At 45.1% G+C, this 25,617-nt stretch carries 24 protein-coding genes; 12 read left to right on the top strand and 12 right to left on the bottom strand.

The window, feature by feature from the left end; all coding sequences use genetic code 11:
* The first annotated feature begins 235 nt into the window (after positions 1-235).
* Positions 236-1,870: a lysine 5,6-aminomutase subunit alpha gene (kamD, locus tag C8J48_RS15430; RefSeq protein WP_107728133.1), complete on the top strand. Its 1,635-nt coding sequence runs from the start codon at positions 236-238 to the stop codon at positions 1,868-1,870.
* Positions 1,818-2,567: a lysine 5,6-aminomutase subunit beta gene (gene kamE, locus C8J48_RS15425; RefSeq protein WP_107728132.1), complete on the top strand. Its 750-nt coding sequence runs from the start codon at positions 1,818-1,820 to the stop codon at positions 2,565-2,567. Before kamD ends, kamE begins: the two co-directional genes overlap by 53 nt.
* A gap of 10 nt (positions 2,568-2,577) precedes the next feature.
* Here the strand turns inward: kamE and C8J48_RS15420 are convergent, their stop codons facing one another.
* From C8J48_RS15420 to C8J48_RS15400, 5 genes are all read right to left on the bottom strand, one after another.
* Positions 2,578-2,853: a hypothetical protein gene (locus C8J48_RS15420; RefSeq protein ID WP_107728131.1), complete on the bottom strand. Its 276-nt coding sequence runs from the start codon at positions 2,851-2,853 to the stop codon at positions 2,578-2,580.
* A 168-nt stretch (positions 2,854-3,021) separates the two neighbouring features.
* A complete protein-coding gene (locus tag C8J48_RS15415) occupies positions 3,022-3,528 on the bottom strand; it encodes a GNAT family N-acetyltransferase (RefSeq protein ID WP_170105603.1) in 507 nt (168 codons plus the stop codon).
* Between the two features lie 52 nt (positions 3,529-3,580).
* Entirely contained in the window at positions 3,581-4,879 is a 1,299-nt protein-coding gene (locus C8J48_RS15410; protein ID WP_170105601.1) for a tetratricopeptide repeat protein, read from the bottom strand.
* A gap of 266 nt (positions 4,880-5,145) precedes the next feature.
* A complete protein-coding gene (locus C8J48_RS15405; RefSeq protein WP_107728128.1) occupies positions 5,146-5,877 on the bottom strand; it encodes a hypothetical protein in 732 nt (243 codons plus the stop codon).
* Positions 5,870-7,192 (bottom strand): cytosine permease, encoded by a 1,323-nt coding sequence (locus C8J48_RS15400; RefSeq protein WP_245891261.1) that lies wholly within the window; start codon positions 7,190-7,192, stop codon positions 5,870-5,872. Before C8J48_RS15400 ends, C8J48_RS15405 begins: the two co-directional genes overlap by 8 nt.
* 351 nt (positions 7,193-7,543) lie before the next feature.
* Between C8J48_RS15400 and C8J48_RS15395 the strand changes: the two genes are divergently transcribed.
* The gene (locus tag C8J48_RS15395) at positions 7,544-7,846 is read left to right on the top strand and encodes a hypothetical protein (protein WP_107728126.1); all 303 of its coding nucleotides are present in this window, start codon (positions 7,544-7,546) and stop codon (positions 7,844-7,846) included.
* Between the two features lie 343 nt (positions 7,847-8,189).
* Here the strand turns inward: C8J48_RS15395 and C8J48_RS15390 are convergent, their stop codons facing one another.
* Entirely contained in the window at positions 8,190-8,408 is a 219-nt protein-coding gene (locus tag C8J48_RS15390) for a helix-turn-helix domain-containing protein (protein ID WP_170105597.1), read from the bottom strand.
* A gap of 277 nt (positions 8,409-8,685) precedes the next feature.
* Here C8J48_RS15390 and C8J48_RS15385 point away from each other — a divergent pair, with 277 nt between their 5' ends.
* The gene (locus C8J48_RS15385) at positions 8,686-9,603 is read left to right on the top strand and encodes a hypothetical protein (RefSeq protein ID WP_107728124.1); all 918 of its coding nucleotides are present in this window, start codon (positions 8,686-8,688) and stop codon (positions 9,601-9,603) included.
* A 96-nt stretch (positions 9,604-9,699) separates the two neighbouring features.
* Here the strand turns inward: C8J48_RS15385 and C8J48_RS15380 are convergent, their stop codons facing one another.
* On the bottom strand, positions 9,700-10,032 hold the full coding sequence (locus C8J48_RS15380; RefSeq protein ID WP_107728123.1) for a type II toxin-antitoxin system RelE/ParE family toxin: 333 nt from the start codon (positions 10,030-10,032) through the stop codon (positions 9,700-9,702).
* Entirely contained in the window at positions 10,022-10,414 is a 393-nt protein-coding gene (locus C8J48_RS15375) for a hypothetical protein (RefSeq protein ID WP_107728122.1), read from the bottom strand. The genes C8J48_RS15380 and C8J48_RS15375 overlap by 11 nt, the downstream gene beginning before the upstream one ends.
* 315 nt (positions 10,415-10,729) lie before the next feature.
* Here C8J48_RS15375 and C8J48_RS15370 point away from each other — a divergent pair, with 315 nt between their 5' ends.
* The 3 genes from C8J48_RS15370 (at position 10,730) to C8J48_RS15360 (ending at position 13,143) form a co-directional block, all read left to right on the top strand.
* Positions 10,730-11,410, top strand: coding sequence for a hypothetical protein (locus C8J48_RS15370; RefSeq protein ID WP_107728121.1), 681 nt, complete (start codon positions 10,730-10,732; stop codon positions 11,408-11,410).
* A 314-nt stretch (positions 11,411-11,724) separates the two neighbouring features.
* Positions 11,725-12,165: a hypothetical protein gene (locus C8J48_RS15365; RefSeq protein ID WP_107728120.1), complete on the top strand. Its 441-nt coding sequence runs from the start codon at positions 11,725-11,727 to the stop codon at positions 12,163-12,165.
* A 189-nt stretch (positions 12,166-12,354) separates the two neighbouring features.
* Positions 12,355-13,143: a hypothetical protein gene (locus C8J48_RS15360; protein ID WP_107728119.1), complete on the top strand. Its 789-nt coding sequence runs from the start codon at positions 12,355-12,357 to the stop codon at positions 13,141-13,143.
* Between the two features lie 325 nt (positions 13,144-13,468).
* Here C8J48_RS15360 and C8J48_RS15355 read toward each other — a convergent pair whose 3' ends face one another.
* The 3 genes from C8J48_RS15355 to C8J48_RS15345 all read right to left on the bottom strand — a co-directional run bounded on the left by C8J48_RS15355 (position 13,469) and on the right by C8J48_RS15345 (position 16,563).
* On the bottom strand, positions 13,469-15,001 hold the full coding sequence (locus tag C8J48_RS15355) for an AbgT family transporter (protein WP_107728118.1): 1,533 nt from the start codon (positions 14,999-15,001) through the stop codon (positions 13,469-13,471).
* A 487-nt stretch (positions 15,002-15,488) separates the two neighbouring features.
* Positions 15,489-16,037 carry a hypothetical protein gene (locus C8J48_RS15350; protein WP_107728117.1) on the bottom strand — a complete coding sequence of 183 codons (549 nt, stop codon included), beginning with the start codon at positions 16,035-16,037 and terminating at the stop codon, positions 15,489-15,491.
* Positions 16,038-16,062: 25 nt separating this feature from the next.
* Entirely contained in the window at positions 16,063-16,563 is a 501-nt protein-coding gene (locus tag C8J48_RS15345; protein ID WP_245891260.1) for a matrixin family metalloprotease, read from the bottom strand.
* A 480-nt stretch (positions 16,564-17,043) separates the two neighbouring features.
* On the opposite strand from C8J48_RS15345, the gene C8J48_RS15340 reads away from it, so the two are divergent.
* The 5 genes from C8J48_RS15340 (at position 17,044) to C8J48_RS15315 (ending at position 24,023) form a co-directional block, all read left to right on the top strand.
* Positions 17,044-19,131 carry a (Fe-S)-binding protein gene (locus tag C8J48_RS15340; RefSeq protein WP_107728115.1) on the top strand — a complete coding sequence of 696 codons (2,088 nt, stop codon included), beginning with the start codon at positions 17,044-17,046 and terminating at the stop codon, positions 19,129-19,131.
* 369 nt (positions 19,132-19,500) lie between these two features.
* A complete protein-coding gene (locus tag C8J48_RS15330; protein WP_245891245.1) occupies positions 19,501-19,929 on the top strand; it encodes a lactococcin 972 family bacteriocin in 429 nt (142 codons plus the stop codon).
* A 130-nt stretch (positions 19,930-20,059) separates the two neighbouring features.
* Positions 20,060-22,234 carry a DUF1430 domain-containing protein gene (locus tag C8J48_RS15325; protein WP_107728114.1) on the top strand — a complete coding sequence of 725 codons (2,175 nt, stop codon included), beginning with the start codon at positions 20,060-20,062 and terminating at the stop codon, positions 22,232-22,234.
* A 3-nt stretch (positions 22,235-22,237) separates the two neighbouring features.
* Positions 22,238-22,855 carry an ABC transporter ATP-binding protein gene (locus tag C8J48_RS15320; protein WP_107728113.1) on the top strand — a complete coding sequence of 206 codons (618 nt, stop codon included), beginning with the start codon at positions 22,238-22,240 and terminating at the stop codon, positions 22,853-22,855.
* A 340-nt stretch (positions 22,856-23,195) separates the two neighbouring features.
* Positions 23,196-24,023 carry an aldo/keto reductase gene (locus C8J48_RS15315; RefSeq protein ID WP_107728267.1) on the top strand — a complete coding sequence of 276 codons (828 nt, stop codon included), beginning with the start codon at positions 23,196-23,198 and terminating at the stop codon, positions 24,021-24,023.
* A 574-nt stretch (positions 24,024-24,597) separates the two neighbouring features.
* On the opposite strand, the gene C8J48_RS15310 is transcribed toward C8J48_RS15315, so the two are convergent.
* Positions 24,598-25,479: a TetR/AcrR family transcriptional regulator gene (locus C8J48_RS15310; RefSeq protein WP_170105595.1), complete on the bottom strand. Its 882-nt coding sequence runs from the start codon at positions 25,477-25,479 to the stop codon at positions 24,598-24,600.
* Positions 25,480-25,617: the final 138 nt, after the last annotated feature.

Below are 25,617 nucleotides of genomic sequence, written 5' to 3'. Positions count from 1 at the left end.
GCCGTGGAATTCTTAGGTAGATAGCATTTTTGCTTTGTGCAACTCCCAACTCAGGGGTGCGCAAACGGAAGTGCCCTTGGGGTATTTTATCAGCCCGTCCCATGCAGCTCTATAGTTAAGGGGATACTGAGCAACGCCGCAATTTTTTACCGATTACCGATTTCGATTCAGTGCTGTGCAATTGTTATCGTAATGTGTTGTCTTCACCAATCACCGTGGAAAGGAGGACGAAAAATTGAAACCCAAGCTGCGTTTAGATGAGAAGGAGATTACAAAAGCACGTCAAGCCGCCAAACGAATTGCGGCGGAGGTGGATGATTTTATCGCGGAACGGACGACGGTGGCGGTTGAGCGGACGGTGTTACGGCTGATGGGAATAGATGGCGTAGATGCGGATGGGGTCCCTCTGCCCAATGTGCTGGTGGATCATGTGCAAGAACGGGAAGGGTTGGACTGCGGTGTGGCCCCCTGGGTGATTAACGCATCGCTACAATTAAGGGTAAGCCCGCAAACCGTGGCGGAACAGGTGGCGACGGCTACGATCGATCTGGCGACGCTGCCATGGGCGGAGGAGGAAGTGATCCGAACACAGGGGAAGAGTCTGGCGACGACCGGTCTGGATCGGATCGAAGTGCGCCGCCGGGAACGGGAGCGCCTGTTGCGAGAGTGGGGGGAGGGGCGGCAGCCGTATCTGTATGTGATTGTGGCCACCGGAGACATTCGCGAGGATGCGATTCAGGGGCGTGCCGCCGCCCGTCAGGGTGCGGATATTGTCGCCGTTATTCGCAGTACCGGGCAATCTCTGATCGATTATGTTCCCTTTGGGGAAACGCGGGAAGGATTTGGGGGTACCTATGCCACTCAGCAAAATTTTCGCATGATGCGGGCGGCGCTGGATGAGGTGGGCCGGGAAGAAGGGCGTTATATCCGCCTCTGCAATTATTGCTCCGGGCTCTGTATGCCGGAGATAGCCGCCATGGGTGCGTTGGAGCGGCTGGATGTGATGTTGAACGATGCTCTCTACGGCATTTTATTTCGGGATATCAATATGCAGCGCACCTTGATCGACCAGTCGTTTTCCCGCATGATCAACGGCTATGCCGGGATTATGATCAACACAGGGGAGGATAATTACCTTACCACAGCCGATGCGGTGGAAGCCGCCCATACGGTGTTAGCTTCCCAGTTTATCAATGAGCAATTTGCCTTATTGGCCGGATTGCCCCCGGCTCAAATGGGATTGGGGCACGCTTTTGAAATGGATCCCGGTCTGGAAGACGGATTTCTGTTGGAGCTTGCTCAGGCACAGATGGCCCGCCAGATTTTCCCTGAGGCACCGTTGAAATATATGCCGCCGACTAAACATATGACGGGCAATATTTTTAAAGGACACATCCAAGATGCGATGTTTAATCTGGCCGGGATTTGGACCGGTCAGGGGGTGCAGCTGTTGGGCATGATGACGGAGGCGATGCACACTCCCCATATTCACGACCGCCAGCTGGCGCTTGAAAACGCCCGCTATATTTTTAACAATGCTCGTCATTTGGGCGATGAGATTCAGTTTCGTCCCGGTGGCAGGGTGGAGAGGCGGGCACAGGAAGTGCTCGCCAAGGCAGTGACCATGTTGGAAGAAGTGGAACGGATCGGCCTGTTCCAGGCATTGGAGCGGGGGATGTTGGCGGATGTAAAAAGAGGATTAACCAGCGGAAAAGGGTTGGGTGGTGTAGTGAAAAAAGGGGATCGCTATTACAATCCCTTTGAAACCGAAATGCGACGACGCCTCGATCTCCCACAACGAAAGGAGGCGTCTGGAAATGAATCCGACACTGGACTTGAAGCGCGTCAAACCCTATGGCGACACTCGTGATGATGGGGTGGTGCAACTTAGTTTCTCACTCCCCGTTCCCTGTGGAGAAGAGGCGCGGGAGGCGGCGCGGCAGCTGGCGGCACAGATGGGACTGGAAGAGCCCCAGGTGTACCATATGGCGGACCTGGAGGAGAACTACACCTACTTCATCCTTTATGGCCGTTGTATCCATACAGTTGACTTTCATTCTATCCGTGTGCCCAAAGTGGATGCAGAGCGGATGGATTTCTATGGTGTCAACCGCTTTATTCGCGAAGAAATCGGGCGCAAGCTAGTGGTGATTGGAGCGTGCACCGGCACGGACGCCCACACGGTCGGCATCGATGCCATTATGAATATGAAGGGATACAACGGAGAATACGGGCTGGAACGCTATCCGGAGATCGATGCCTACAACCTCGGCAGCCAAGTGCCCAATGAGGAGATGCTGGCCCAGGCGATGGGGTTAAAGGCCGATGCAGTGCTGGTATCCCAAGTAGTGACCCAGAAAGGCGTCCATATCCAAAACCTGACCGAGCTGGTGGAACTGGCAGAAGCCGAGGGCATCCGTGAACAGCTCATCCTCATCTGCGGCGGCCCCCGTATCAACCACGAAATGGCGCTGGAACTGGGCTTTGACGCCGGTTTCGGCCCCGGTTCCCTCGCCCCGGATGTGGCCTCTTTTATTGTGCATGAGGTAAAGCGACGGATGGGGTGAGGGATGATGATTATCTTTTTAAACGATCGAGGATGAAAGCACTTACTCCACCCAGGGTAAAGAGAAATAAAAAAATAGCCGCCAAAAATAAAGACGATGCACAAGTCCAACCCGGTGTTGTCAATGCGATTATTCCAAAAGGGACAGCGATACAAAAGGCTAAAAGGGAAGGAATATATTTAAGAAAATGTTTATTAGGAAAGATTTTATAAAGGGTGTAGGTTAGGACGATAATTAGTGGGGCGCCTAGAAGAACGATATTGACAGGGTACGTCCAAATATCCATATTTTACGCTCCTGTGTTTGGGCGAGTTGGGGGTGGATAGAGGGGCCACCATGGTACTGTGGCCGTTAAACAAGTTAACGCTTGTTTAACGGCTTGTAACTTTTTGTCCATGGAAATACAAAAAACGCTTTACTATAGGAATGTCTGTTTTTGTCTTATTACCTAATCCTACTTTCGTGCATATTGTAATAGAGTGGTTATGGTACCAAAGAAGTTGTCTTGGAGCTCTTTTTCAACGTGAAAATTCATAGACTGGTAAAATGTTCGTCCGACTGAATTTTCCTTCTCCACCCAAGCAAACATACGTTGAAGGGGATGAATAGTGTCAATCAATTGATTTAGTAGACGTTTACCCAGCCCCTTGCCTTGAAATTCTGGAAGGATATAGATACGAGTTAATTCGTACTCTGCGGGGGCTCTTTCTGTTAATTGACCATATCCAATAATGCTATCCTTGTCTGCAATAACGTAAAACTGACGTGGAGTTTTTTTAATGTCTTCTTCCCAAGATTTTTTCAAATGGTCTAACGAATACGCGTGTGACAAGAACTTTTGAATGGATTCTTCTGGTAAGATTTTATTATATGTATTAAACCAAGTCGTATGGGCTACTTTCTGAACCCCCAATAAATCAGTCTCCCTAATTGGACGAATTTGTACATTATTACTTAACAATATCTAAACACCTTCTTTAGTATTCGTTTCTATTACTTCGGTAATTCATTTTTTACGATCTTGTTTGCATTTTTATGATTTGTGAAATTGCCTCTACTGTTGCTTGTTGAAATTCCTCCTTACTAACCCCTTCCCAACATTGGGCTAATCGAAATAAAGCGATATACTCCTTTTTCTTCATATTGTGGTTTTGTGCTAACTCCAGACTTTCTTGATAGTAAACGATTGCCTTATCAGGTTCACCTTTTTCTCTGAAATAATCCCCCATATATTGAAGGGCCTGGCCATACCTAGAAATATCATTGTGCTTTTTACCCAAAGATAAGGCATTCTCCAATGCAGGAAGTGCCTGATCCCATTTCTTTTGTAGAACATACAGTTTACCCAACCAAGCATAGGCTGTTATAAGTTTATGCTCTTTTGGTCCATCCAGTGTTAAGGCTTGTTCAAAAGAAAATTCAGCGTCTTCGTATTTTTCCTGATCGACATAGGTACATCCCAACACAACCCACAATTCAAATAACTGATTAAAGTCACTGTTTCTGCGAGCGATATCAATACCCGCAAGCGCATATTTTTCGGATCCCTTCAACTCTCCCATCCTACGCAACAATTCAGTCCGTAACCAATAAAAAATAAGGACAGTATCGCTCTCATCTATTGTTTCAAGCGATTCCCAAACCTCGAGAACAATATTCATACTATCACTTAGTTTACCTAGCCTTTCAAAAAACAAAGCCTTATTCATATTTAGGAGCCAAAATAAAGATCCTTGTTTTCCGTTCGTTTCAAAGGCATCCAGTCCACTTGTAACAAATTGTATCGCTTTGTCCAGGTCATTATGGAAATAGCAGATGATCGCAAGCTCATTAAAGCTGGCCGCCTCAATGTTATCTCTATCTTCTTGTTGGCTTGCTAATTGAATGGCCTTAAAAAGATTCCTTTCTGCCTTCTTCCATTTATCTGCCTTGATAAAGCATTTTCCCTTTAGATAATAGACCTTGGCCGCCAATGAATGACTGTCATCCAGCTCGAATGAGTCAAGGATATCCAGTGCTTTTTCCCACTTTCCGTTACTAAAAAGTGATTCGGCCCCTAGAAGCTTGAAGTTTAGTGCTTTTAATTCTCCCTTTTTTTCCAGCATAAACCTTGGAAGACTGTCTAGGCTCAGATTCAACTTTTCGAGGAGGTACAGAACCTTATCTGTGCTGACGTGGGGAACGTTGCGCTCAATGTTACTTATGGTTGCGACGGAAATATTGTCGTCCGCCAAATCTTCCAAACGGAACCCACGTTGCTTTCTTACCTTTCGAATAATTTCACCTATATCGTGAAGCTGGTATGTTTTCATGTGATACCGCCTTTCCCTTGAGGTTGAATACACCTCTATTCTACTCATTTTTTACGATAATTGGAATAGATGCATAACAATAAAAAGGAAAAAAGTTTATAGGTGGGATACCAAAATGATGTTTTAAAACTTCGACACATATCGACATATTTCGACCTCTAAAATGACCTTTTTACCTCGTTTTTAGGCTGATGTTTTAAAACATGCCAATCCCCAAAAGATGGTTAATCAAAAAAGGCCACTTTAAAGTGGCCAAAGATTTTAGGTTAATCTTTAATTCGATGCTCCATCCATACGTTGGGCTCAATATAAACCCCTTCATTCTTTTCCAAATCAATTTCCACTGGGTTTAAAGCCCCTGGAATCACATAGGGTCCGCTGTCGAGAAAACGTATACCGGTCCAGTCTTCCCATTCACGCACGGTCCCTTGAGCATAAACACCTGCTGTCATGATTCGCAGTGTCTTAGCGCCTAAACGTTCATGAACCCGCATCCACGGATCGAAGAGCAAGCCGTCTTCTCTGCGCCAGTTCATGTATATCTCCATTGGAACCAACGGATAATGGGTTTTGTGATTGGGTCGGACCGGTGCCAATAGAGAGGATAGACTGTTTTTCTCAGCAATGCTTCGCATCGTCAGCAAAACATCCCGACTGAGCCCCTTCCCCTGGTGATCTTCCTCAACCAGGCCCGCTAAAGCACATAGAATATTTGGTTGGCCGCGATCCGTTTGAAATAAGCCTTCACTGTTATCGGGGAGATCATCATCCGTACCGTTCCATCGTAGCGGGACGGTTAGGCCGCCTGCAATCATTTCTTCTCCTTTAATGAAGACAAATTGGTATTCTGGGAATTGTTCTAAAATTCGATTGGTATGTTCTTTAATTGCCTGATCCCCTGCATAAATAAAATCAGGAAATGATTTTCGAGCCAGACGATCCAATTGCGGCAGCATCTTCGGTTTTTCGAGTAATGTAAACACCGTATAATCAGACATTGGTAACCTCCCTTTGCGGGCCGTTGAACCGCTCGTTTATAGTTCCAATTAGAAAATGGATAATCCCGGCAGCTAAAAAGGCATCGAGACTTGCAGCGGTAGTGAGTTGAAACAGTCCAAATCCTCCTTCACCTGGAGGGGTGGTCATCAATCCGATGAGGGCGGCAATGATCCAGGAGGTAAGTGCTGTCCAATAAATCGGTTTTAATTGACTATCTCGAATAAAGGCAAATAAAAACCGTGATCGGTTTAGAAAAAAGTATTCTACCATATACACGGCTGCGATCGGGGCGAGTAATATACCTGAAATATTAATTAAAAAGGCAACCCATTGATGGATTTGAAAATACCCTAAGACACACCCAATTAGGCCCGTAATCATAGTTAGAAGATACTTCGGCGCTCGAATTAGAGAAGACAAACCTAATCCAATAGAATACAGAGCATTATCCATGGTGGTCCACTGCGCGAGGATGATCGTAAAGATAGCTAATATTCCCCAACCGACGGACAAGAAAATGTCGATCACAGTTTCCACTCCAGTAATCCGGATAATGATAACAGATAGACCGATCATCAGGCTGTTTCCAATCAAAAATCCAAAAAAACCGGATAAATAAGCATCTCGTTTGGATTTGGCCCAACGTGCAATATCAGGGGTGATTACAACAACAATCATCCAACTGGCAACGATGAATGAAATCGCCGATCCCATGCTTAAGGAAATTCCATCAGTGGGAACCGCGTGTAACCATTCTCCTTTGTTTTCCGTTCCAATTACTTTCCCGATTAATCCGCCTAATAGAAATAACATTAACGGGACAGCAACCATACTTAGTCGTTCGATTGCAATATAACCAACGGTTGCGGTAATGGTTACCAGTAAACCGCCGAGGACAGCTGCCCAGGAAACCGAGATTGGAATGCCGATGGCTTGGAGTGTATATTGGGCCGATTCACCGAGCAAGCTGACCGATGCTCCATTGATCGTAAACCAGACAAGTACGATTACCCAGGTGACCAGTCGTCCGCCAGTCGTTCCAAAAGCAAAGCGGGTAATCATCCCAGTAGACAATCCCGTTGCACTTCCTATGTAAGCACAGTAGCCACCGATAATTCCTAGAATCACATTTGCTATCAGTAATGCAATAAGGGCCCCTAATACTGTTTGTCCATCGGCCAAATGTAGACCGATTACCGCCGCAAATATATCCGTTCCTACCCCGATCCATACTAAAGTAATGAGAAACCATTTTCTTCGCTCGGCCAAGGGAACCGGTTGACGGGCAAAATCATCCTTTAAGTGAAACGTCATATCCTTCAACCCTAATACCCCCATTTTCTTTATTTTTAGACAATAATATTCTACTAGAGTCATCAAGTAAAAACAATCATAAATTTATTAAAATTGTTTTTTTCTTTACAAGTATAAACAAATTAGGTAAGGTAGTTATTTGAAATTGAATTAAAAATAATTATAGTTTTTGGATGGAAAGCTGTAGGATGATTAATATTCCCGATAAATCCTTCTGCGATTAAATAATAAAATAAAAAAATTATAGGATAAATATAGATTGGACCAATTAAGAGTAATAACCCCAAGCGGAGAACAAACTATTACACCACGTTCCGAATTAAAAAGAAGAAGATGGTAGGAGGGTTATATATGCATTTTTGGACTTTAAATGTCGAGGGTAACACAAAAACTATTAAAAACCCTATTTGGAATCAAGTTTATGATGTTTTATCCAGCGTTGATGGTGGTACTTGTTCACAGGCTGATCTTGAACAAGAGGAGTTGGGGTGCCTCGTGGTATTCGGTGGTGACTATGAGGAAGAACGGGGAGAGCGCGTTTTTGCTGTGAATTTTATCCAGAAGATGATCGTAAAGGAACACTTGAATTGGTTATGCTTAATGTTGAAAAAGAAGATGAATACTTTTTCATCACTGTTGAAAGAGTGGGTGTAGATCACCCGGCGGAGTATTATGTTGATTTTGATCGGATGGTTCAAGCATTTTGATATTTCTATGGAACTGGATACTTAGATCCTAAACTTACCTGGGAGTAACTTAAGCTAAAAGATGGGTACCCTTAAGGGTGTCGAGGTTAATGACAAAGCCTTGTAGCCTCAGGCGGATCGAACGGATAAGAAAGCCGTCGTTTTTTCTCCTTTACAAACTTGCTTGGCTTGCTTTTATTATAGTGAAACTAAACACCAACCGCTCTCCCTTTTTATACGGAAGCACGATAGGGCTAAAATAAAAACCCAGCGAAGGAATCAAGTCTTCGCTGGGTTTTTATTGTACGGATTTATTTCTCGTCCGGCTCATACTTAATAATCTTCCGTATATCGTCAATCTCAAGTGCATCCATTACTCTGGCGAGAATTTCCTTATTGACTGAGGACCCCGCATCTCGGGTTAACAAGCTGATTGTAGATTCCCTAATTTGGGTACGTTGAGCAAGTTCTTTTTGTGTCATACCCAGTTCGTTCAATGTATCCCGCAGGACGACACGTATTTTCCCCACACTTTGATCCCCTTTCATTCATAATTCCTAAAGGGACAGAATTCATTGACTAATGAAATTCTATAGTGTATATTTTTAACTGAAACATAACAGCGTTACAGCGTTATAATGACAAGCGGGCAAAAAGAAAGCCCCCGGCCATTGCCGAGCGCCAGACACAAAACTCTAACAAAACCTAAGTTGCCTTCATGATACCGAAAAAGATTCGGACTTGCAAGGCTTTATACAAATTTTGTGTCTGGTCGGCTTTCTTTCCGCCAATAACGGGGGGAGAAAGGTGAATCAACCGACAAGTGTATACTACGCCGAGATGGCCCAATCTTCACGCTTTGATAGTGTGGAGCAGTTTAACGCATTTATCAGAGGGGTTCGGTACTATTTTGCCGACCAGTTGAACGAGACGGATCGGATTTTGTTGGATTACATGAGCCGCTATTCGGTCAAATATTTTGGGGTGTTTGGGCAGAAGATAGCCACAATTGGACAAGCCTTGGATAAGGGGACGGCGACAGTCCGGCGAAGTCTGGCAAAGATGGAGCGGCTGGGTTTCCTGCAGCGGGTGCCGTATATCCGTCCCAAAAGGGGCGGAAATGGTGCTAATCTGATCGTGTTTACCCCAGATGCGGTTCCGAACCAGGTAGAAGACGCCGATGATGGGGCGACTGATCACCCGGGTGATTGCCCGTCAATGATCGCCCGTACCGATGAGGGAAAAAGGTTGGAGACAAGGGAGAAGCTGTCGAATTTTGGCGTAAAAACTCAGAATCATTCTAATACTAGTCACAAGGCTCCGTTAAAGAAAAAACGTATTACGTATGACGATAGAGACGGTTTGTTCCGAGAATCAACAGAAGAAGAGATGGACTACAGTTATGCGGGATATAATATCCCACCGTCATTTTGTCGAGCGATTGTTCCAATGGGGAGTTCTCCACGGTTTGTTGCTTTTGCCTGGTCAAAAGTACTGCTGGCGTATCGCAAAAGTCAAATAACGGAGTTTTACAGTCTAGAAACCGTATTACAGGATGAGTGGTTTCTCTCCCAGATACTAAGCCGGACAAAATCGGCCGTCGGTGCAGCGAAATTTGGCACGATCCGTAAAGATTTTGGGGCGCTTCTCTATGGGACATTGCTACAAGTGTTCAATGATGACGCCAAGCGTTTGCAAGTAGAGATGAGTATGCTTCCGTTTTGAATAAATGATGCGGTTAACTTTAGCCCATTGGCCTTTCGATCAATTTTAATATTTTCGATACAATCCCAAGCTCATCCCGAATAGATTCAATGGTCGTTATAGTAAAGAGGACTGATCACGACGTTCGATTGAACCATAACTGTTCTCTCGAACAACCGCAAAGAGAAGGATGACGGACTCTTCTGGAAGATACTGATATACAATGCGTAGGTCTGGTTTTAAATTTTCAGCTGGGTGTAGTACTGAAAAAAACTTTTTCTTATATAGTCCCTTTAAAGGTGGTCGTTTCAATGTTGCTTGTGCTGCGGGATACTTTTCAATCTCATTTAAGGCTTTCTCTACGCATGCAATCATCTCATTAACGTTTATCGCTTGATGGAAAAGGGCAGTTAAATCCTTGTCAAAATCCGGATGTCGCTTAATTCCCATTCTTATCCTCTTGTGACTGTTGGGCAATTTTCTGAAGGTAATTTTTAGTGGATTCTTCGATTTGCTGAAATTCCTTTGGTGAAGTGTTGAATCGGTCCTTGTACCTTTCGGCTATTTCTATATCTTCTAGTAGTTCGTTCATGGATTCGGCTGCTTTGACCAATGTTTCAAATAACTCATAGCGAATCATAACAGCTTCCATCCCCTCTTTTTGGAAGAACAATGCTAGCTTGTCATGGGAACGGAGAAGTCTGATCAATTGATCTTGACTGAGTTTGCGAAGGTCTGCGGCACGCAAGATTTCTTCTTTGCTAAACTTGTTGTCCAATTGAACTTTTGAAAGATCTGTCGCCATTTTCCTTTTCCCCTTTGGTATAGACATTTTGCTCACCTCCACGATATCATTTGTGCAATATTATGTGCAAATTATTGCTCTTTATATAGATGGAAATATAGCTGATGATAAAGGACAATTATATGCTGATAATATTTATGCCCTGTAGGTTTCTTTTTTAGACGAGCGAATCAACGTCTCTGAGCTGCTATATCAACGAAATGGTAATCTCGTACGGACTTTATTACAAGTGTTCAATGATGACGCCAAGCGCTTGCAAGTAGAGATGAGCATGCTTATATTTTAAATAAGTGATGCGGTTAATTTTAGCCCATTGACCCCAGTAAAAAGGAAGGGATATGAGTGAGCGATAAAGGAAGTGCCCGAACGGATGATCAGGTAAACAGGCAGCCATGGCCACTCGCAGGTGACCCTTCGGCACAGGAGTTTCGGGTCCGCAACCCTTGGGTAATGATGCTACGGGCTAACCTGGGATTCGTACCGCTGCTGGTGGTTTTCTACGCCATCATGATCGCTCTCGGATCGCTGCCGTTCGGCGGTCGCCTTTTTCCAGGAATGGCGATGGGACTCGTGCCGACCGCCTTCTTGGTGTACCGTCTCTACCTTAAATCACGACATGGTTTCCTCAGCACGGTGCTGCGTATGTCACCGGCGGGCGTCGAATGGTGGGACGATTACGGTTTCCATGTGCGCCTTCGCTGGGAGCGGATCGTCCGTATCGGTGAAGTCCATACAGAGATGACGAAGCCGGGAGCGAGTGTCGGCACGCCGAGCGGTACGCAGCTTACCGTACAACCCTGGCGCAATTCTGGGCTGATCGGCTGGGGCGAACAGCAGCAGATTCCGGAAAACACTCCCAAGTGGGTGAAGGATCTGCTTGCCCGAGCCCCACGTGATCCGGATACGGGCGCACCCGAGGTGGCGATTCCACTGGCCGGATTGGACGATAGATGGATGGAGGGCCCGATGGGCGACTGGGTACGCCGCTACCGGCCGGACCTCTTCTCTACTGTCCGTCCGTAGCACCAGTGAAGGCTCTTTCTCTCCCTTCTTTCCGAAGATTGGACTATCCGGTGTGAGCGCATTGCTGACAACGATGAGGTGTGGGGCACGGATCTTATAGATCACACAAAAAAGCGGTTTCATTGATAGTACTACCCCCTTTAGGTATACAAGAAAAAGCAAACCCCTTATCGTATACTTGGAGGGGATTTTGTTATGGGGAAAATTCGAAGAGCGTATTCAAAAGAGCTGAAGCTGTAAGCGATTCAGTTGTACCTTAAAGGGTAACATGGAAATGGATGCCGGGACGACAGGTGCAGGAAGCCGGTACTGGGATGCGCATGGACTGGAACCAGCCGGATGTAAGGCAATCCAGTCGGAGTGGGGGTTCCGGTGGTGCGGGGGGAGGAGGATCTAACAACCGAGGTCACGCCTCTTTTGAACGACATGATCCTTTGCCCGGAAGTGTTGGAACAGAGGATACAAGTCGGTTATTTAGAAGTGTCGGTAATACTGCTAGGGGGGAAAATCCTGATCTAAGAGGTGATCTGGGGATACCTGATGACATGGTGATTGAAGATGGTAAGATTACTATTATTGAGGAAGCAAAGATGTGGAGTAGAGATGATTTTAATCGTTATGCTGACCTTGATCCTACTGAAATGATGGATAATGGATTTAGAAAAAATACAGGTCCGAATTCAAGTAGGATGATGCACATCCAAATGATTAAACATCATCGATCTGTGGAGTATTTGCAACAGAATCTAGATTGATTTCCTCTTGCACGGGAGTTGGGTATTACAGATAGTAATGCAGAGATACGATATATGCTTAAAGTTCCCAATCACGCACCACGTGAAGCTATCGACAGTATTCAACGAGGATTTGAGGAGGCTGGATTTCAGATTGAAGTGAGATGGGTTGAATGGGGTAGAAGAAACAATTAATGGGGTGAAAGTCGTATGGAACAGTTGAATGATCTGGCTTCTACTTTTTGGGGATCGTATATTGGTGGCGATTATCAAGAAGTAGGAATTCAGATAACAAAGAAGTTGGTAAATCATTGGGGACCTATTAGAAAGGTATATGGGAGTAAATATTTCCCTATTAATAAACCTTATAGGGGCGAGATTACAGCAGATGAATTTGAACAAATAGTAAGGGAGAACATTGAACAGGGGTATTATCAACTTTTTGAATCTACCTTTTACAACCCCACCGTCACCGACGAAGTATATGTCAATCGGTTGAAGATCAGCAAACGAATTATGGTTATTGAAGAATATGAAGGTTCCCGCCCCTTTCAGACAGAGGATCCCAATATCAATCGACAACGGACGGAACAGTTGCTTGAAGTGATGGTGGATATTGCACACATTCCGGAAGTAAGGGAGCTATGGGTCGGGGATAAATGGAGTGCCTTTATTGGTGAGCCGTGTTTTTTATACCGACCGTGGGAGCTGTATGAAAAAGTACAGGATACATCGGCAAATCTGACGGTAAAGGATGAAGTGTTGGAACTGACGAAGAAGTTTCAACAATATGTTCCGCAGGAAGTGGTAATGAATTATTTGATACGAGAGCTGGGGGAGCAGAATGTTAACGAGATTGGTTCCGGTAAAATCCAGGTTCAGTTTTATGAAGAGGAATTGATGAACCGTACCATTGATGTTGATGCTTTTCTTAAGGAATTTCAAGAATATATTGATGGGTATATGAAGGAAAAAGGCATTCGATTATTGGAGAGTTGATGTGTGTTGAAAAGCTTTATATAGGAAAGAGGCAGAAAATAAAAAAAAGAGATGAAGCGGTACTTTGAAAAGTTGTTTCAAAAGTACCAAGAGAACAATCAGCCCTATTCCTTGTTTGTTTTTTAAGATTCGATGACAGATTCTCAAGTAAGTTAGTGATATCTTGGGGGAAGTGATATTGGCAGAGATCAAACGATGGCTGATGTTTACCACTCAGGGTTAGACTAATCCACTCGTATTTCCGTAAAAAAACAGCCTTGAACTTCATGTCCTAGGCTGTTTTTTGATGAACGTTTTTCAGGGTTCGATCACTCTAATCCGCCAATCATTTACTATACTCAATCGGTGAACCAGGACCGAGGTCGATTCCGAGGAACATCCAGACGATCAACATCAGGGTCCAGGCGATGGTGAAGACGATGGAGTAGGGCAACATGGTGGAGATGAGTGTGCCGATGCCCATCTTTTTATCGTATTTTTGGGCGAAGGCGATAATGATGGCAAAGTAGGTCATCAATGGTGTGATGATGTTGGTGGTGGAATCGGCGACCCGGTAAGCCATCTGTGTCAATTCGGGAGAATAGCCGAGCTGCATCATCATTGGTACAAAGACCGGTGCCATCACGGCCCATTTGGCGGAGGCGCTACCGATGAAGAGGTTGATAAAACCGGTTACCACGATAAAAGCCAATACCAATGGGATACCGGTCAACTGGATGTTCTCCAAAAACTGGGCTCCGTTGACGGCGAGGATCAGCCCCATGTTGGTTTCGTTAAAGTATGCGACAAACTGACCGGCGGTAAAAGCCAGCACAATAAACATCCCCATGGTGGCCATCGTATCAGACAACTGATCCGCTACATCTTTATCGCTGCGAATGGCTTTGGTGATCATTCCGTAAACCAGCCCTGGGATGAAGAACAAAATCAGAATCACTACGGCCAGCGAGTGCATAAAGGGAGAGTCGATAATGGGGCTTTCCCCTTCACCACGCATCGGTCCCCATTCTGGCAAGATTAAAAGCGACATCAGACCGGCGGAGATTAATAGCGCAATCCCTGCACCGACGATCCCTTTTTTCTCTTCCGGCTTTAGCCCTTCGATGCTGCCACTCACTTCACCTTTATATGCGCCTAAGCGCGGTTCCACGATTTTTTCCGTAACAAAGGTACCGACAATCGTAAGAAAGAAGACGGAAGCGGCGATAAAATAATAATTCATGGCAAAGTTGATCGTTTCCGCATAGGCAGGATCAAGGGTGGCGGCTGCTTCCTGGGTAAGGGAGCCCAGCATAGGATCGGTGGCCGATAGAAATAAGTTGGCGCTAAAGCCGGCGGATACACCGGCAAAAGCAGCAGCCAGACCGGCCAAGGGATGTCGACCCATCGCCGCGAAAATGACGGCGCCAAGGGGCGGCAATACGACATAACCGGCATCGGAGGCAACGCTGGACATAATGCCGGCAAAAACCAATCCCAGTGTGATTAAGCGGTTGGGCACAGAGGTGACAAATCCACGCAACAGGGCGCTGATTAAGCCGGTGCGCTCAGCTAGTCCGATGCCGATCATGGTAGCCAGTACCACACCCAATGGAGCAAAATTGATAAAATTGTCCACCATACTGGTGAAGATAAAGGCGACACCTTCACCGCTCAACAGATTTTTTACCGTTACTGTCTCTCCCGGTTCCGCCGGATTATCCACCGATAAATTCATGGCGGAAAATAGGCCGGACGCAAGAATAACCAATAACGCGAGAATGGCGAATAAGGTGATCGGATGGGGAAGTTTGTTTCCGACCCATTCAATCATGTCCAAAAAACGAGTCACAAATCCTTTTCGTTTTGTTTCTTCCATGCTTACACTCCTTTCGTAAGAGAGGGGTCAAAAGGTAGGGTTGTGCATTTGAGGATGATATGAGTAGGGAGTGAGTGCGATGTGGAGGGAGAAGCGCTACTCAGTTCTATCCTTATTATAGGGAAACCATTAGGTTTAAGGATTATTGTTCATCCGCCCCCAGCGATGTCAGTGTAAAGGTGATTAAAAATAGGATAGTGTGATCAAAAAGCGATTGCTTCTATTTTTCTCTGCGCTTCTCGCTTATACCCCCCCTAAGGCACTATATTAAAATCGATATTTTATTGCAAGAGTAATATTCCCGTCGTACTAAATTTATGGCATTTTTTCAGCTGGATCACAGTTTGATTCCTGTGATACCATGATTATGCAGACAAAAAAGAACCGGAGTGCTGCCACACCCCGGTTCCAAACAGCCTGTCACGGTGATCCGTCCGCTGCCGGGCGGGTTTTTTCTACGGATCGCCATAACTGTTCACCTATCCAATTATTTGATATTGGTCAACAGCTCCTGTTTGCTGTCGATGTTGTCCAAACCTTTGCTGACATGTTCAGCGGGTTCCAGCTGATCACCGTTTACCTTAAACCTACCTTGATATGCCCCAGTGATTACGTAAGCATCATTCTCAACGACAGAGCCTTCATATTTCTCCAGGAATAAAATATAGCGGTCAGAGGTGTCCATTACGCGGTTGTGTTCCATCGTCAGATGGTTTTTTCCGTCAAAACCACCTGTTTCCAAAACGGTGATCTCTTCTTGTTGCAGCTCTCCGTTCAAAACTTTTTCCACTTTGATCGTGCTGGCAGTGAAGAGAACCCCTTCATAACGGATGGTTTCCTGAGAAAGAGTGGTACCCTCTACGATGAGTTCCGCATCCTTTTTCATCTCATCTACACTAGCGTAGGCATGATCGACGGAAATACCCAGCTCCATTTCCTTAGGAGCGAGAAATGAGATGTATAAACCCGCCATCAACATCACCACCAACAGGGCAACGACCAATGGGAACGCTTTGGGCTTTATCGCCTTGATCATGGATCAATCCTCCTTTGAATTCATTTTAGTACATGGCGTTGACGCCGTTGACATCGTCCGAAGTGGGGGAATAAACCGTGCGGCCGTCATTGGAGTACATCACAGAGCCGCCGGGTCCTAAACGATCTTCATGGGCCAACCCGAGAGCATGCCCCAGTTCATGGGTGATAACGCCTTTACGCTGAGAAGAGGAATAGCCATCGGTATAACGAGTGTTGATGGAAATTTCCGCCCGTTGGATCGTATTACCGGAAACTTGGGTCAGGGAGCAGAGTCCGCTCCAGGAGGTGTTGCCGTAATCGGCGGCATTGGTACGGATACCGGCACTGGAGCCGCCATAAACCAAGTTTGCCCGGGTGCGGCTGTTCCAGTCATTGCGGCCGTTGTTGCATTGGGTCGTATAATCGCCGTACATGTCGCACTCATAGGAGATGGTGGAACTGGCCCACTTATACCCCCACAATTGATAGGCCATCGCAGGCGTCCAGGATCCAAACACCAACAACCCGAGTGCGATGACAGTCACTTTTTTCAACAAAGCACCTTCCCCCTTCAAAAAATGGATTGGTTGTCATTCAACCGAAATCAATATTCTACAAAAATTTAAAAAACCCTCTTAAATTCATCGGATATTTTTAAAAAAATAATTAACGTTTTAATAAATCAAAATCAGTATGGTTTAACCATTGCTCGATTTGGTATCGATAATTAGTTTTAAATACTTTTTCCGATGTTCGGCGTTTGTAGAGAAGAACCATTACGGTTTTCAGAAAAGGGAAAAAAGCAAAGTGTCTCTCATAATATGAATGAACAACCACTCATTTTGTGCTACAATGACGTTAACAGCAGCAACCCTGGCCCAACCCAGTTAATGAAACCGCTGTCAGATGAACAATACTCAGAAGCCTTTTAATTTTGATACGTCGAAGCTGTTACTTAACGCTTAAAACCAACCTACCTTGGTTAAGGGTGGGAACGGCAATCTATATGGAAGGGTGTGAATGTGGTGTCGATATGGCAAGTGGTCAATCTGATTCTGTTTATCGGTGCAGTCGGTTACGGGTTTTATCTGTTCGCCCGTGTGGTGTATGCCCGCTATACCTATGTCAAGTTGGGAAAAGCGGCTGATTTTTCTACCGATATGAAAGAACGCCTACATGAAGTCTGGGTCAATGTGTTTGGGCAGAAAAAATTGTTAAAAGATAAAAAAAGCGGCCTGATGCATGTGGTGATGTTTTATGGATTTATCATTATTCAGTTTGGCGCCATCGATCTCTTTATTAAAGGGTTTCTTCCGGGGAGTCATTTGCCGCTGCCGGCTTATCCTGTCTTTACTTTTATTCAGGAGTTGACGGTGTTTTCTGTTTTATTGGCTACCCTCTACGCTTTTTATCGTCGCTATGTGGAAAAGTTGACCCGTTTAAAGCGCGGGTGGAAGGCCGGCTTAGTGATTCTTTTCCTTACCTCGCTCATGTTTTCCATCTTGATGAGCACTGCCTTTGAACAATTGTGGCTGGGAATTGAGCCGTCTTGGGCGTTACCGATCTCCTCCGTGCTGGCCCTTCCTTTTGCCTGGATGTCCACTCAGACGGCGGCGGTGATGTTTTATGGTTTCTGGTGGATGCATACGCTGGTGTTGCTGACCTTTTTGGTGTATGTGCCCCAGTCCAAACATTTTCACTTGATTGTGGCACCGCTCAATGTGTTTTTAAAGCGACAAGGGCCTCCATCTAAACTGAAGGCGATCGATTTTGAAGATGAATCACTGACGGAGTACGGTGTAGGCAAAATTGAACACTTCGACCAAAATCAATTGGTTGATCTCTACGCCTGTGTGGAGTGCGGTCGCTGCACCGATGTTTGCCCTGCCGCCGGTACCGGCAAAATGCTTTCACCGATGGATCTGTTGGTCAAGATGCGGGATCATCTCACGGAAAAAGGGGCGGCCATCACCTCCCGCACTCCCTGGATGCCGGCATACGCTTTCAGCGGTGCCAACGCCGCCGCCGAGGTGGCTGTTACCAAAGATGAGGACGGTTACGATTATCCCGTTCAGCTGATCGGCGATGTGATCACCCCCGAGGAACTGTGGGCCTGTACCACTTGCCGCAACTGTGAAGACGCCTGCCCCGTTTCCAATGAGCATGTAGATAAAATCGTCGATATGCGGCGCCACCTGGTGCTGACACAGGGGGAGATGCCGGCGGAGGCGACTCGTACCTTCCAAAACATTGAGCGGCAAGGTAACCCCTGGGGGATTAGCCGCAAGGATCGGGAGAAATGGAAGGACGGGCTGGAAGAAGGGCTGGCTGCTCCCACAGTGAAGGAGCAGAAGGAATTTGATGTTCTGCTGTTTGTCGGCTCCATGGGCTCCTATGACAATCGCAGTCAAAAAATTACCCGCGATTTGGTGAAGCTCTTAAACCATGCCGGTGTTCGCTTTGCCATCCTGGGTAAAAAAGAGAAAAACTCCGGTGATACAGCCCGACGCATGGGAAATGAGTTTTTGTTCCAACAGCTGGCGCTGGATAATATTGCGTTGTTTCAAAAGCACGGGGTGAAAAAAATTGTGACGGCGGATCCTCATGCCTACAATGTCTTTAAAAATGAATATCCCGACTTTGGCATGGATGGAGTAGAGGTGTTCCATCATAGTCAACTGTTGGCCCAACTGATCAAGGAAGGACGATTACAGCCGCATAAAGAGGTGAAGGAGCGCGTCACCTACCACGACTCCTGCTACTTGGGTCGCTACAATGAGGAATATGAAGCCCCTCGCTATATTTTCCGTTCCATCCCCGGGATCGAACTGGTGGAGATGGAGCGCAACCGCGAAAACGGCATGTGTTGCGGTGCGGGTGGTGGGATGATGTGGTTGGAGGAGGACGCCGGTGTCCGCGTCAACACCGCCCGCACGGAGCAAGCCTTAGCAACCAAACCCAGCCTCATCGGCAGCGGATGCCCCTACTGTTTAACAATGATGAGCGACGGCACCAAGGCGAAAGAAGTGGAGGAGCAGGTGAAAACGATGGATGTGGCGGAAGTGCTGGCACTCTCCATTGATTTTGATGAGAAAGCGGATGCGGATGGCTAAGGATGGGGCGGGAAAAGGAAGGTTAGAGTGAAAGGGATGATCAGTGAAAAGGACTCGCGAACGTGTGTTCTGTGATTTATACTAGAATTTGATTATCTTTGAAAACGGACAGCATATGGGGTTGTGCAAGTTGCGACCACTAAAACCTGTAGCATTTTGCCCGCGCTATCGCGGGTTTTGTTTTTTCAACATCAAAAGCTACCAGTACCCATTAAGGTATATGCGCCTTAATGTAAATAAGGATTAAATCAATGCGAATCATGTCGTAATATGCTATATTTTTATATATAATGTCGAAAATTTGGCGTAAAAGTATGATTAATAATAGAGTTATAAATATGCTATATTCATTAAAAAGGAGTGGTTTTGATGAAAGCAATGATCATTAAAGGAGCTCTTAGCTTAGCAGTAGCAGCGGGTTTGCTTACAACCCCTTTTGCATCAGCAGCGAATGCACAGGGTGATCCTACGGTTGAATCAGAAGGTGGAGGCTCGGAGGTTATTAATGAAGATCACGATTTAGTTGAAGGGGAAGTGGGTAATCCCGACGGTATTTCTCCCGATATTGAAAGTGGGAAAATGGGTGGTGGCTATTGGATCCGTGGAAAGAAGTGGGAGGGTATAGCATACGTTTATTCTAGCTATAAGCATTATACGAAGCAAGGGCATACTTCTGTTGTGAATGGGCATGGTGATTATAAATCAGGCGGATGGAAGTCAAAGGACGTATTTAGTACTGCTAAACTACCGTGGATCACCTTTAACGGAACAAACAAAGCCTACTATAATTATAAATAATATGGCTAAAAGATTTTAAACTATTACAAAACAAACAAAGGTTAATATGAATATAAGGAAAATTTTGTGGATTCCGTTGCGGGAATGATGTCATTCCCGCATTTTTGTTATAAAGGAGCATTGGATCAATATGAAGAAAGTGAGTGCCGTTTTGACAGCGTTGTTATTTGTTGTATTCCTTTTTTTGTCTGCTAAAGTTGTTGAACAATATCAATTTCAACAACTTCTCTATGACGGGCGAACTGGAATGATGTTGAATTTTGAGGGCTTTAAACGAAAAGAAAACGCAAACGATTTTATTGAGGAAGTTGCAAAGGATTACGATGTGGGCATTGCAAAGTATTCGTTTAAGGATTCAAAGCATACCCAGATATTTACCACTGATCCGACGTTGGATAACCGGATTCGCTTAGTCGAGGGAACTTACCCTGCAGCAGGTTCGGGTGAATTTATTTCGACAAAGATGACAGATACATCCGCCCAAGTAGGAAGATTTACATCAGGTGAATCACAAATCACGATTAATCTTTTTTTACTGGATCATCAAAAGCAAGCATCTACCAATGGTATTTATTACTTTGATACACAAGATCACGATAAAATCCAACAAATCATCCATCGGTTTGCGGAAGAGCAAGTAACCACCGAAATAATCGATGTCACAATTCAACCGTTGATGTCTTTGGAAACACTGATCCGCACTTCTGCGATTATTATGCTTACGATGCTTGCTTTACTGATCAGTATTATTGGTGCGATGGCATTTGATATCATACATAAGAAGCGCGATATCCTAGTAATGAAAATAGGCGGCTATACGTGGAGGGCAGCAGTATTAATACAATGGCGTAAATGGGTGCCTGCTTTATTAACAGCGGTGATGGTTTCTTATCTCTCGTTTTTCAGCTTCACGCTGATTGCTGGGTACCCGTCCAATTTGCTTGAAATAACGTTCTTGTTTTTGGCGGCCGTCAGTTTGTTTCTATTGTTTTTTGCCACTACCAGCGCTCTTCTTATTGGATGGATGTATCACAGCCGCGATGAATATGAGGGCTTAAAAGGGAAAAAGCCCTATAACCTATTGATGGGTGCTAGTCTTCTATTAACGATCGTCTTTCTCGGGTTTTCAGTTGGTGCACTTTTCTTTTTACAAGATACAAATAAAAAAATCGCCGGCTTAGAAGAAAATCTGTCTGTATGGGAGAAAACGGAGAATCTTTATCAGACCGTGACGACATATATCGGTCAAAATCAGGTTAGTGCACATGTTGCAAATGAACAAAACCAGGCGGTCAAACAAGCATATCAAGATTTGAATAAGAAAGTGAGCGGTTTCCTCATAGATCCGTCTAACTATGATGAGGTCGGGGAGGGTGTGTATGCATATGATTTGAATATAAAAGAAGGGGAAGATGTCCGGACAAACCCTTATGGAAAAGCGATAACGATTAATGAGAATTACTTATCCTATAACACCATTGAGAGCGAACATGGCTCCATTTATGAACAACTGATGAACGATGAAAACGTATTAAATATATTAGTACCGATCTCGTTGCGGGAAAAAGAAGCCGAGATCAAAGAGAACTTTATTTCCCATTTTTATTTTCAAAAGGTTGAAGTAGAAAACATTTATCGTGAAGACAAAGGCGAACCGTTAAACACGATGACGAAAGAAGATCTCGACGTCAATATTATTTATGTAAAAGACAATCAATCGTATTTTACGTTTAATCCAAAGGAAAAGGGTGAGGAGGATTATTTCATTCATGATCCAATTGCGATCATCGATCAAACCAGTTTTGATGCTTCTTATTATATGAGCTATCTCAGCAGTTACTATTATTTTTATTCCGATGAAGATGATCCGCTGCAGCTATTTAGCTCGATTGCTATGGCTAATGATGCTTCCGCCTTACAACGGGTGGAGTCTGTTTATGATACCTATGGGAAAATGATTCAGGAACTGGCTACCACCCGGGTTGCTTTGCTTATGGTGATTGTGGCGTTAAGTATCGCCACCCTCAGCGTCAGCCTTTACTATACCCTTTGTTATTTCCACAAAAACAAATTGAAGCTGTTTGTGCAACATATTCATGGACAAGGTTTTTACTCATTAAAAAAAGGGTTGCTTCTGATGCATGGGGGTATTTTTACCGTGCTGCTGGGCCTGTCATTCCTTCTTCAATTAGGGACATTGACATGGATCACGGTAGCTATGCTCGTGCTGAATATCGGGGCTAGTGTCGGCTTGGTAAAGGTTTTGATGAACCGTGTATACCTGAATTTGAAAAAGGAGCTGTAGAGGATGATTGAAGCAAATGGGATTACAAAAACACTGGATGGACGGAGATTGTTTCAAGATTACGATTTATGTGTGCAGGAAGGTTCGTTTTTAGCCATTACCGGTGAGAGCGGAACAGGCAAAACGACACTATTAAATATGCTTAGCTTGTTAGAAAAACCGGACGATGGTGAAATCTCCATTGCCGGTAAAACGAATCCGAATAAACGGGAGAAAATGTTATTGCGTCGGCACACGATCGGCTATTTGTTTCAAAATTATGCGTTGCTGCCCAATATAACAGTGGAAGAGAATATCCAAATTGCTCTGCGCTATCAAAAGGGGGGCGATCAGCACAAGATCATTGCAGAAGTGTTGGAGCGTGTCGGATTAAAAGGCTACGAGAAGAAAAAAGTGTACACATTGAGCGGAGGCGAGCAGCAACGGGTGGCATTTGCACGGATGATCGCCAAAGATAGCCGTTATATTTTTGCTGATGAGCCGACGGGAAATCTGGACTCCAAAAATGCGGATCATATTTTTTCATTGCTGAAGGAGTTATATGCACAAGGGAAAACGGTACTGCTTGTGACTCATGATTTAAACTTGGCTCGCCGGGCACCGGAGCGGTTGGCGTTGTAGCTATAGTGGCGCAGTGCAGGTGGCGATGATATCCGATTTTCGATTGAGTGTATGAGGCAAACCCTTATTTACCTGTAAGTATCTACACTTCCGATGGCAAGAAACCTCCGCCTCTTAGCGTTAGCGTAGGCGGGGGAGGTTGAGCTCTTTTTATGAATGAATAAACCGGGTTTCCTAGCTGAAAAGTGAGAATGCCGATATAACTATTGTTTTGACCGGTTTTTGCTCTACCGCAGACGGATCTACTTTATTCATTTATTTTATTGTAGAGGTGTCAATCGTTTCGTTCCGTGGTATAAAGAGAGTGAGTTTACATATTGGAGGGGGAATCTTCATGAACCTGCCGCGCAGCTTGACGGATACCGTAACGCTTAACAACGGTGTGGAAATGCCCTGGTTTGGCCTCGGAGTATGGAAGGTAAAAGGGAATGCGGTGGAGGAGTCTGTGACAGCGGCGATCCGCCATGGATACCGCAGCATTGATACCGCTAAGATTTACGGTAATGAAGAAGGGGTTGGCCGCGGCATTCGTGATGCGGGCGTCCCGCGGGAAGAGCTTTTTATCACGACCAAGGTGTGGAACGAAGACCAGGGGTATGACAAAACCTTGAACGCTATCGATGAAAGCTTGGCCCGGCTGGGTTTGGATTATGTGGATTTGTATCTGATTCATTGGCCCGGTAAAGATAAATACGTCGACACCTGGCGCGCACTGGAAAAGATCCAGCAGGACGGTAAAGCACGGGCCATCGGTGTCTGCAATTTTAAAATTCACCACTTGGAAGAACTGCTGCGCCGTTCGGATACCGTTCCCGCCGTCAATCAGGTGGAATATCATCCCCGCTTGACACAACCCGATTTGCTTGCCTATTGCCAGGACAAAGGCATTCAGTTGGAAGCCTGGAGTCCATTGATGCAAGGGGAGATTCTAGATGAACCCATCATTAAAAAAATTGCGGAACAGCACGGTAAAAGCCCGGCCCAAGTCGTCTTGCGTTGGGATCTGCAAAACGGAGTCGTCACCATCCCTAAATCAGTCAAAGAAAGCCGTATTCAATCCAACGCCGATATTTTTGACTTTGAGCTCTTCCCTGATGAAATGAAGCAGATCAACGAACTCAACCAGGATCGTCGCGTCGGTCCCGATCCTGACGAGCTGCTGTTCTGATTGTAATAGGAAGGTGTAAACGAAACCCCATGCTTCAGCCGGGTTATAAAATCCGGTATGAGCATGGGGTTTTATTGGATTTCGCTCTCGCATGGACTGGTTGGTATATTAATCATATATGGAAAAAACAATCCATTAACTTGAAAGATCATGTATGCCTGTGTTAACATATGAATAGAATTAGTGGTAGCCGGTCGTCGAGCAGACGACCCGGTATTACGTCACACGAAAGTGACCTGAGACCTTTGCCGAAGGCGGGTCACTTTCGCTTTAGTGCCTGATACGCTACATAGACAGCAAGTGCTTGTACAACAACACCAGCTACCTCCACGATCAGGGAAGCGAGAGCCATGGCCTCACCCCCTCTCATGATGGAGTGGGGTGGGTCATTCCGCCCTTCGACTAGCTACCTACATAATTATATCAGAAGATTCATCCCTTTTGGATGAATCTTTTTAGTGTTTGAAATATGTGCGTAATCCTAATTTCGACCCATTGGGCTTTTTTCTACAAACAGGAAAAAAGTTTGCTCTAAGCATCCCTTTAGAAGTGGGAGACTTCTGATGCAAAAAGGTTAAATCAACTGGATATTTAGCAGAGTGGCCACTTTTTGGCGTATAGGGTCCAGTGCTTTTACGCCTTTTAAATTGGCGAGCATGCCCTGAAAAAGGAGCGGATCCGGTTCTGTTTTATCCAGCTCTTTTCGCAGGATTTCCAAGGTGTGAAGGTATTCCTGAAGACGCTCAGAGGGTTCTTCGTTTATTTTTGTCTCCATTTGATCCAACAATTGCCGCACTTCTTTCCATGGTAATCCGTTGTTGGAACAGAAATCCCGGAAGGAATGGGGGTAGGTTTTTTCATCGATCAACGGTGTAGCGTTTCGATCCAGCAAACCTTTTGCTAGATCGTCCAATCGCTCCAGTAAGTAGGTGGAAAATACGGAGATATCCTTTTCGCTCCTACCAAAGACCCACATTCTTAACAGTGAATGGAGCATTCCTTCAAAGATGATAGTCATATCCCAGCGATAAGGACGGATGGATTCACCATAGATCTCTTCCAAACTGGTGCCCAACCAGGTGTGGGTTTGAACTTGGAAATCACGAAAAATCCGCTTTAGATCTTGATTGAGGTTCATTCCCTGTTCCCGTATCAACATGATGAAAAATTCTTTGCGGGATTGGAGAATACCCAGATAAACGTTAAGTTTCCGCATCATTTTTTCCCGCGCCGGCAACCCTGTCTGATTCCATGCCTCCATCTGCTCCTGAATCATGCTGAAATTATGTTCCACAATGGATAGAATCAGATCGTTTTTGGAGCGAAAATAGATGTAAACACTTCCTTTAGAAACCCCGCTCTTATCGGCGATTTCTTGGATCGTCGTATGGTGAAATCCTTTTTCGGCAAACAATTTCATAGCACATTCCAGGATATGAGTCCGTTTGTTGTTCATGTCATCACCTCTTTTGTGTGACTGGATGGTCAATATATCGTTTGTATTAATTCGAATTACTTGTTCATAAAGGGTTAACAAAAAATTAATTGCAAATGACTGACTGGTCATTTATGATTAATTCAGATTGTGAATTCC

The organism is Desmospora activa DSM 45169 (assembly GCF_003046315.1).
Classification (GTDB): Bacteria; Bacillota; Bacilli; order Thermoactinomycetales; family DSM-45169; genus Desmospora; species Desmospora activa.
Note: the sequence above shows the minus strand (reverse complement) of the source record. Positions and strands in the feature narration are given on the sequence as shown.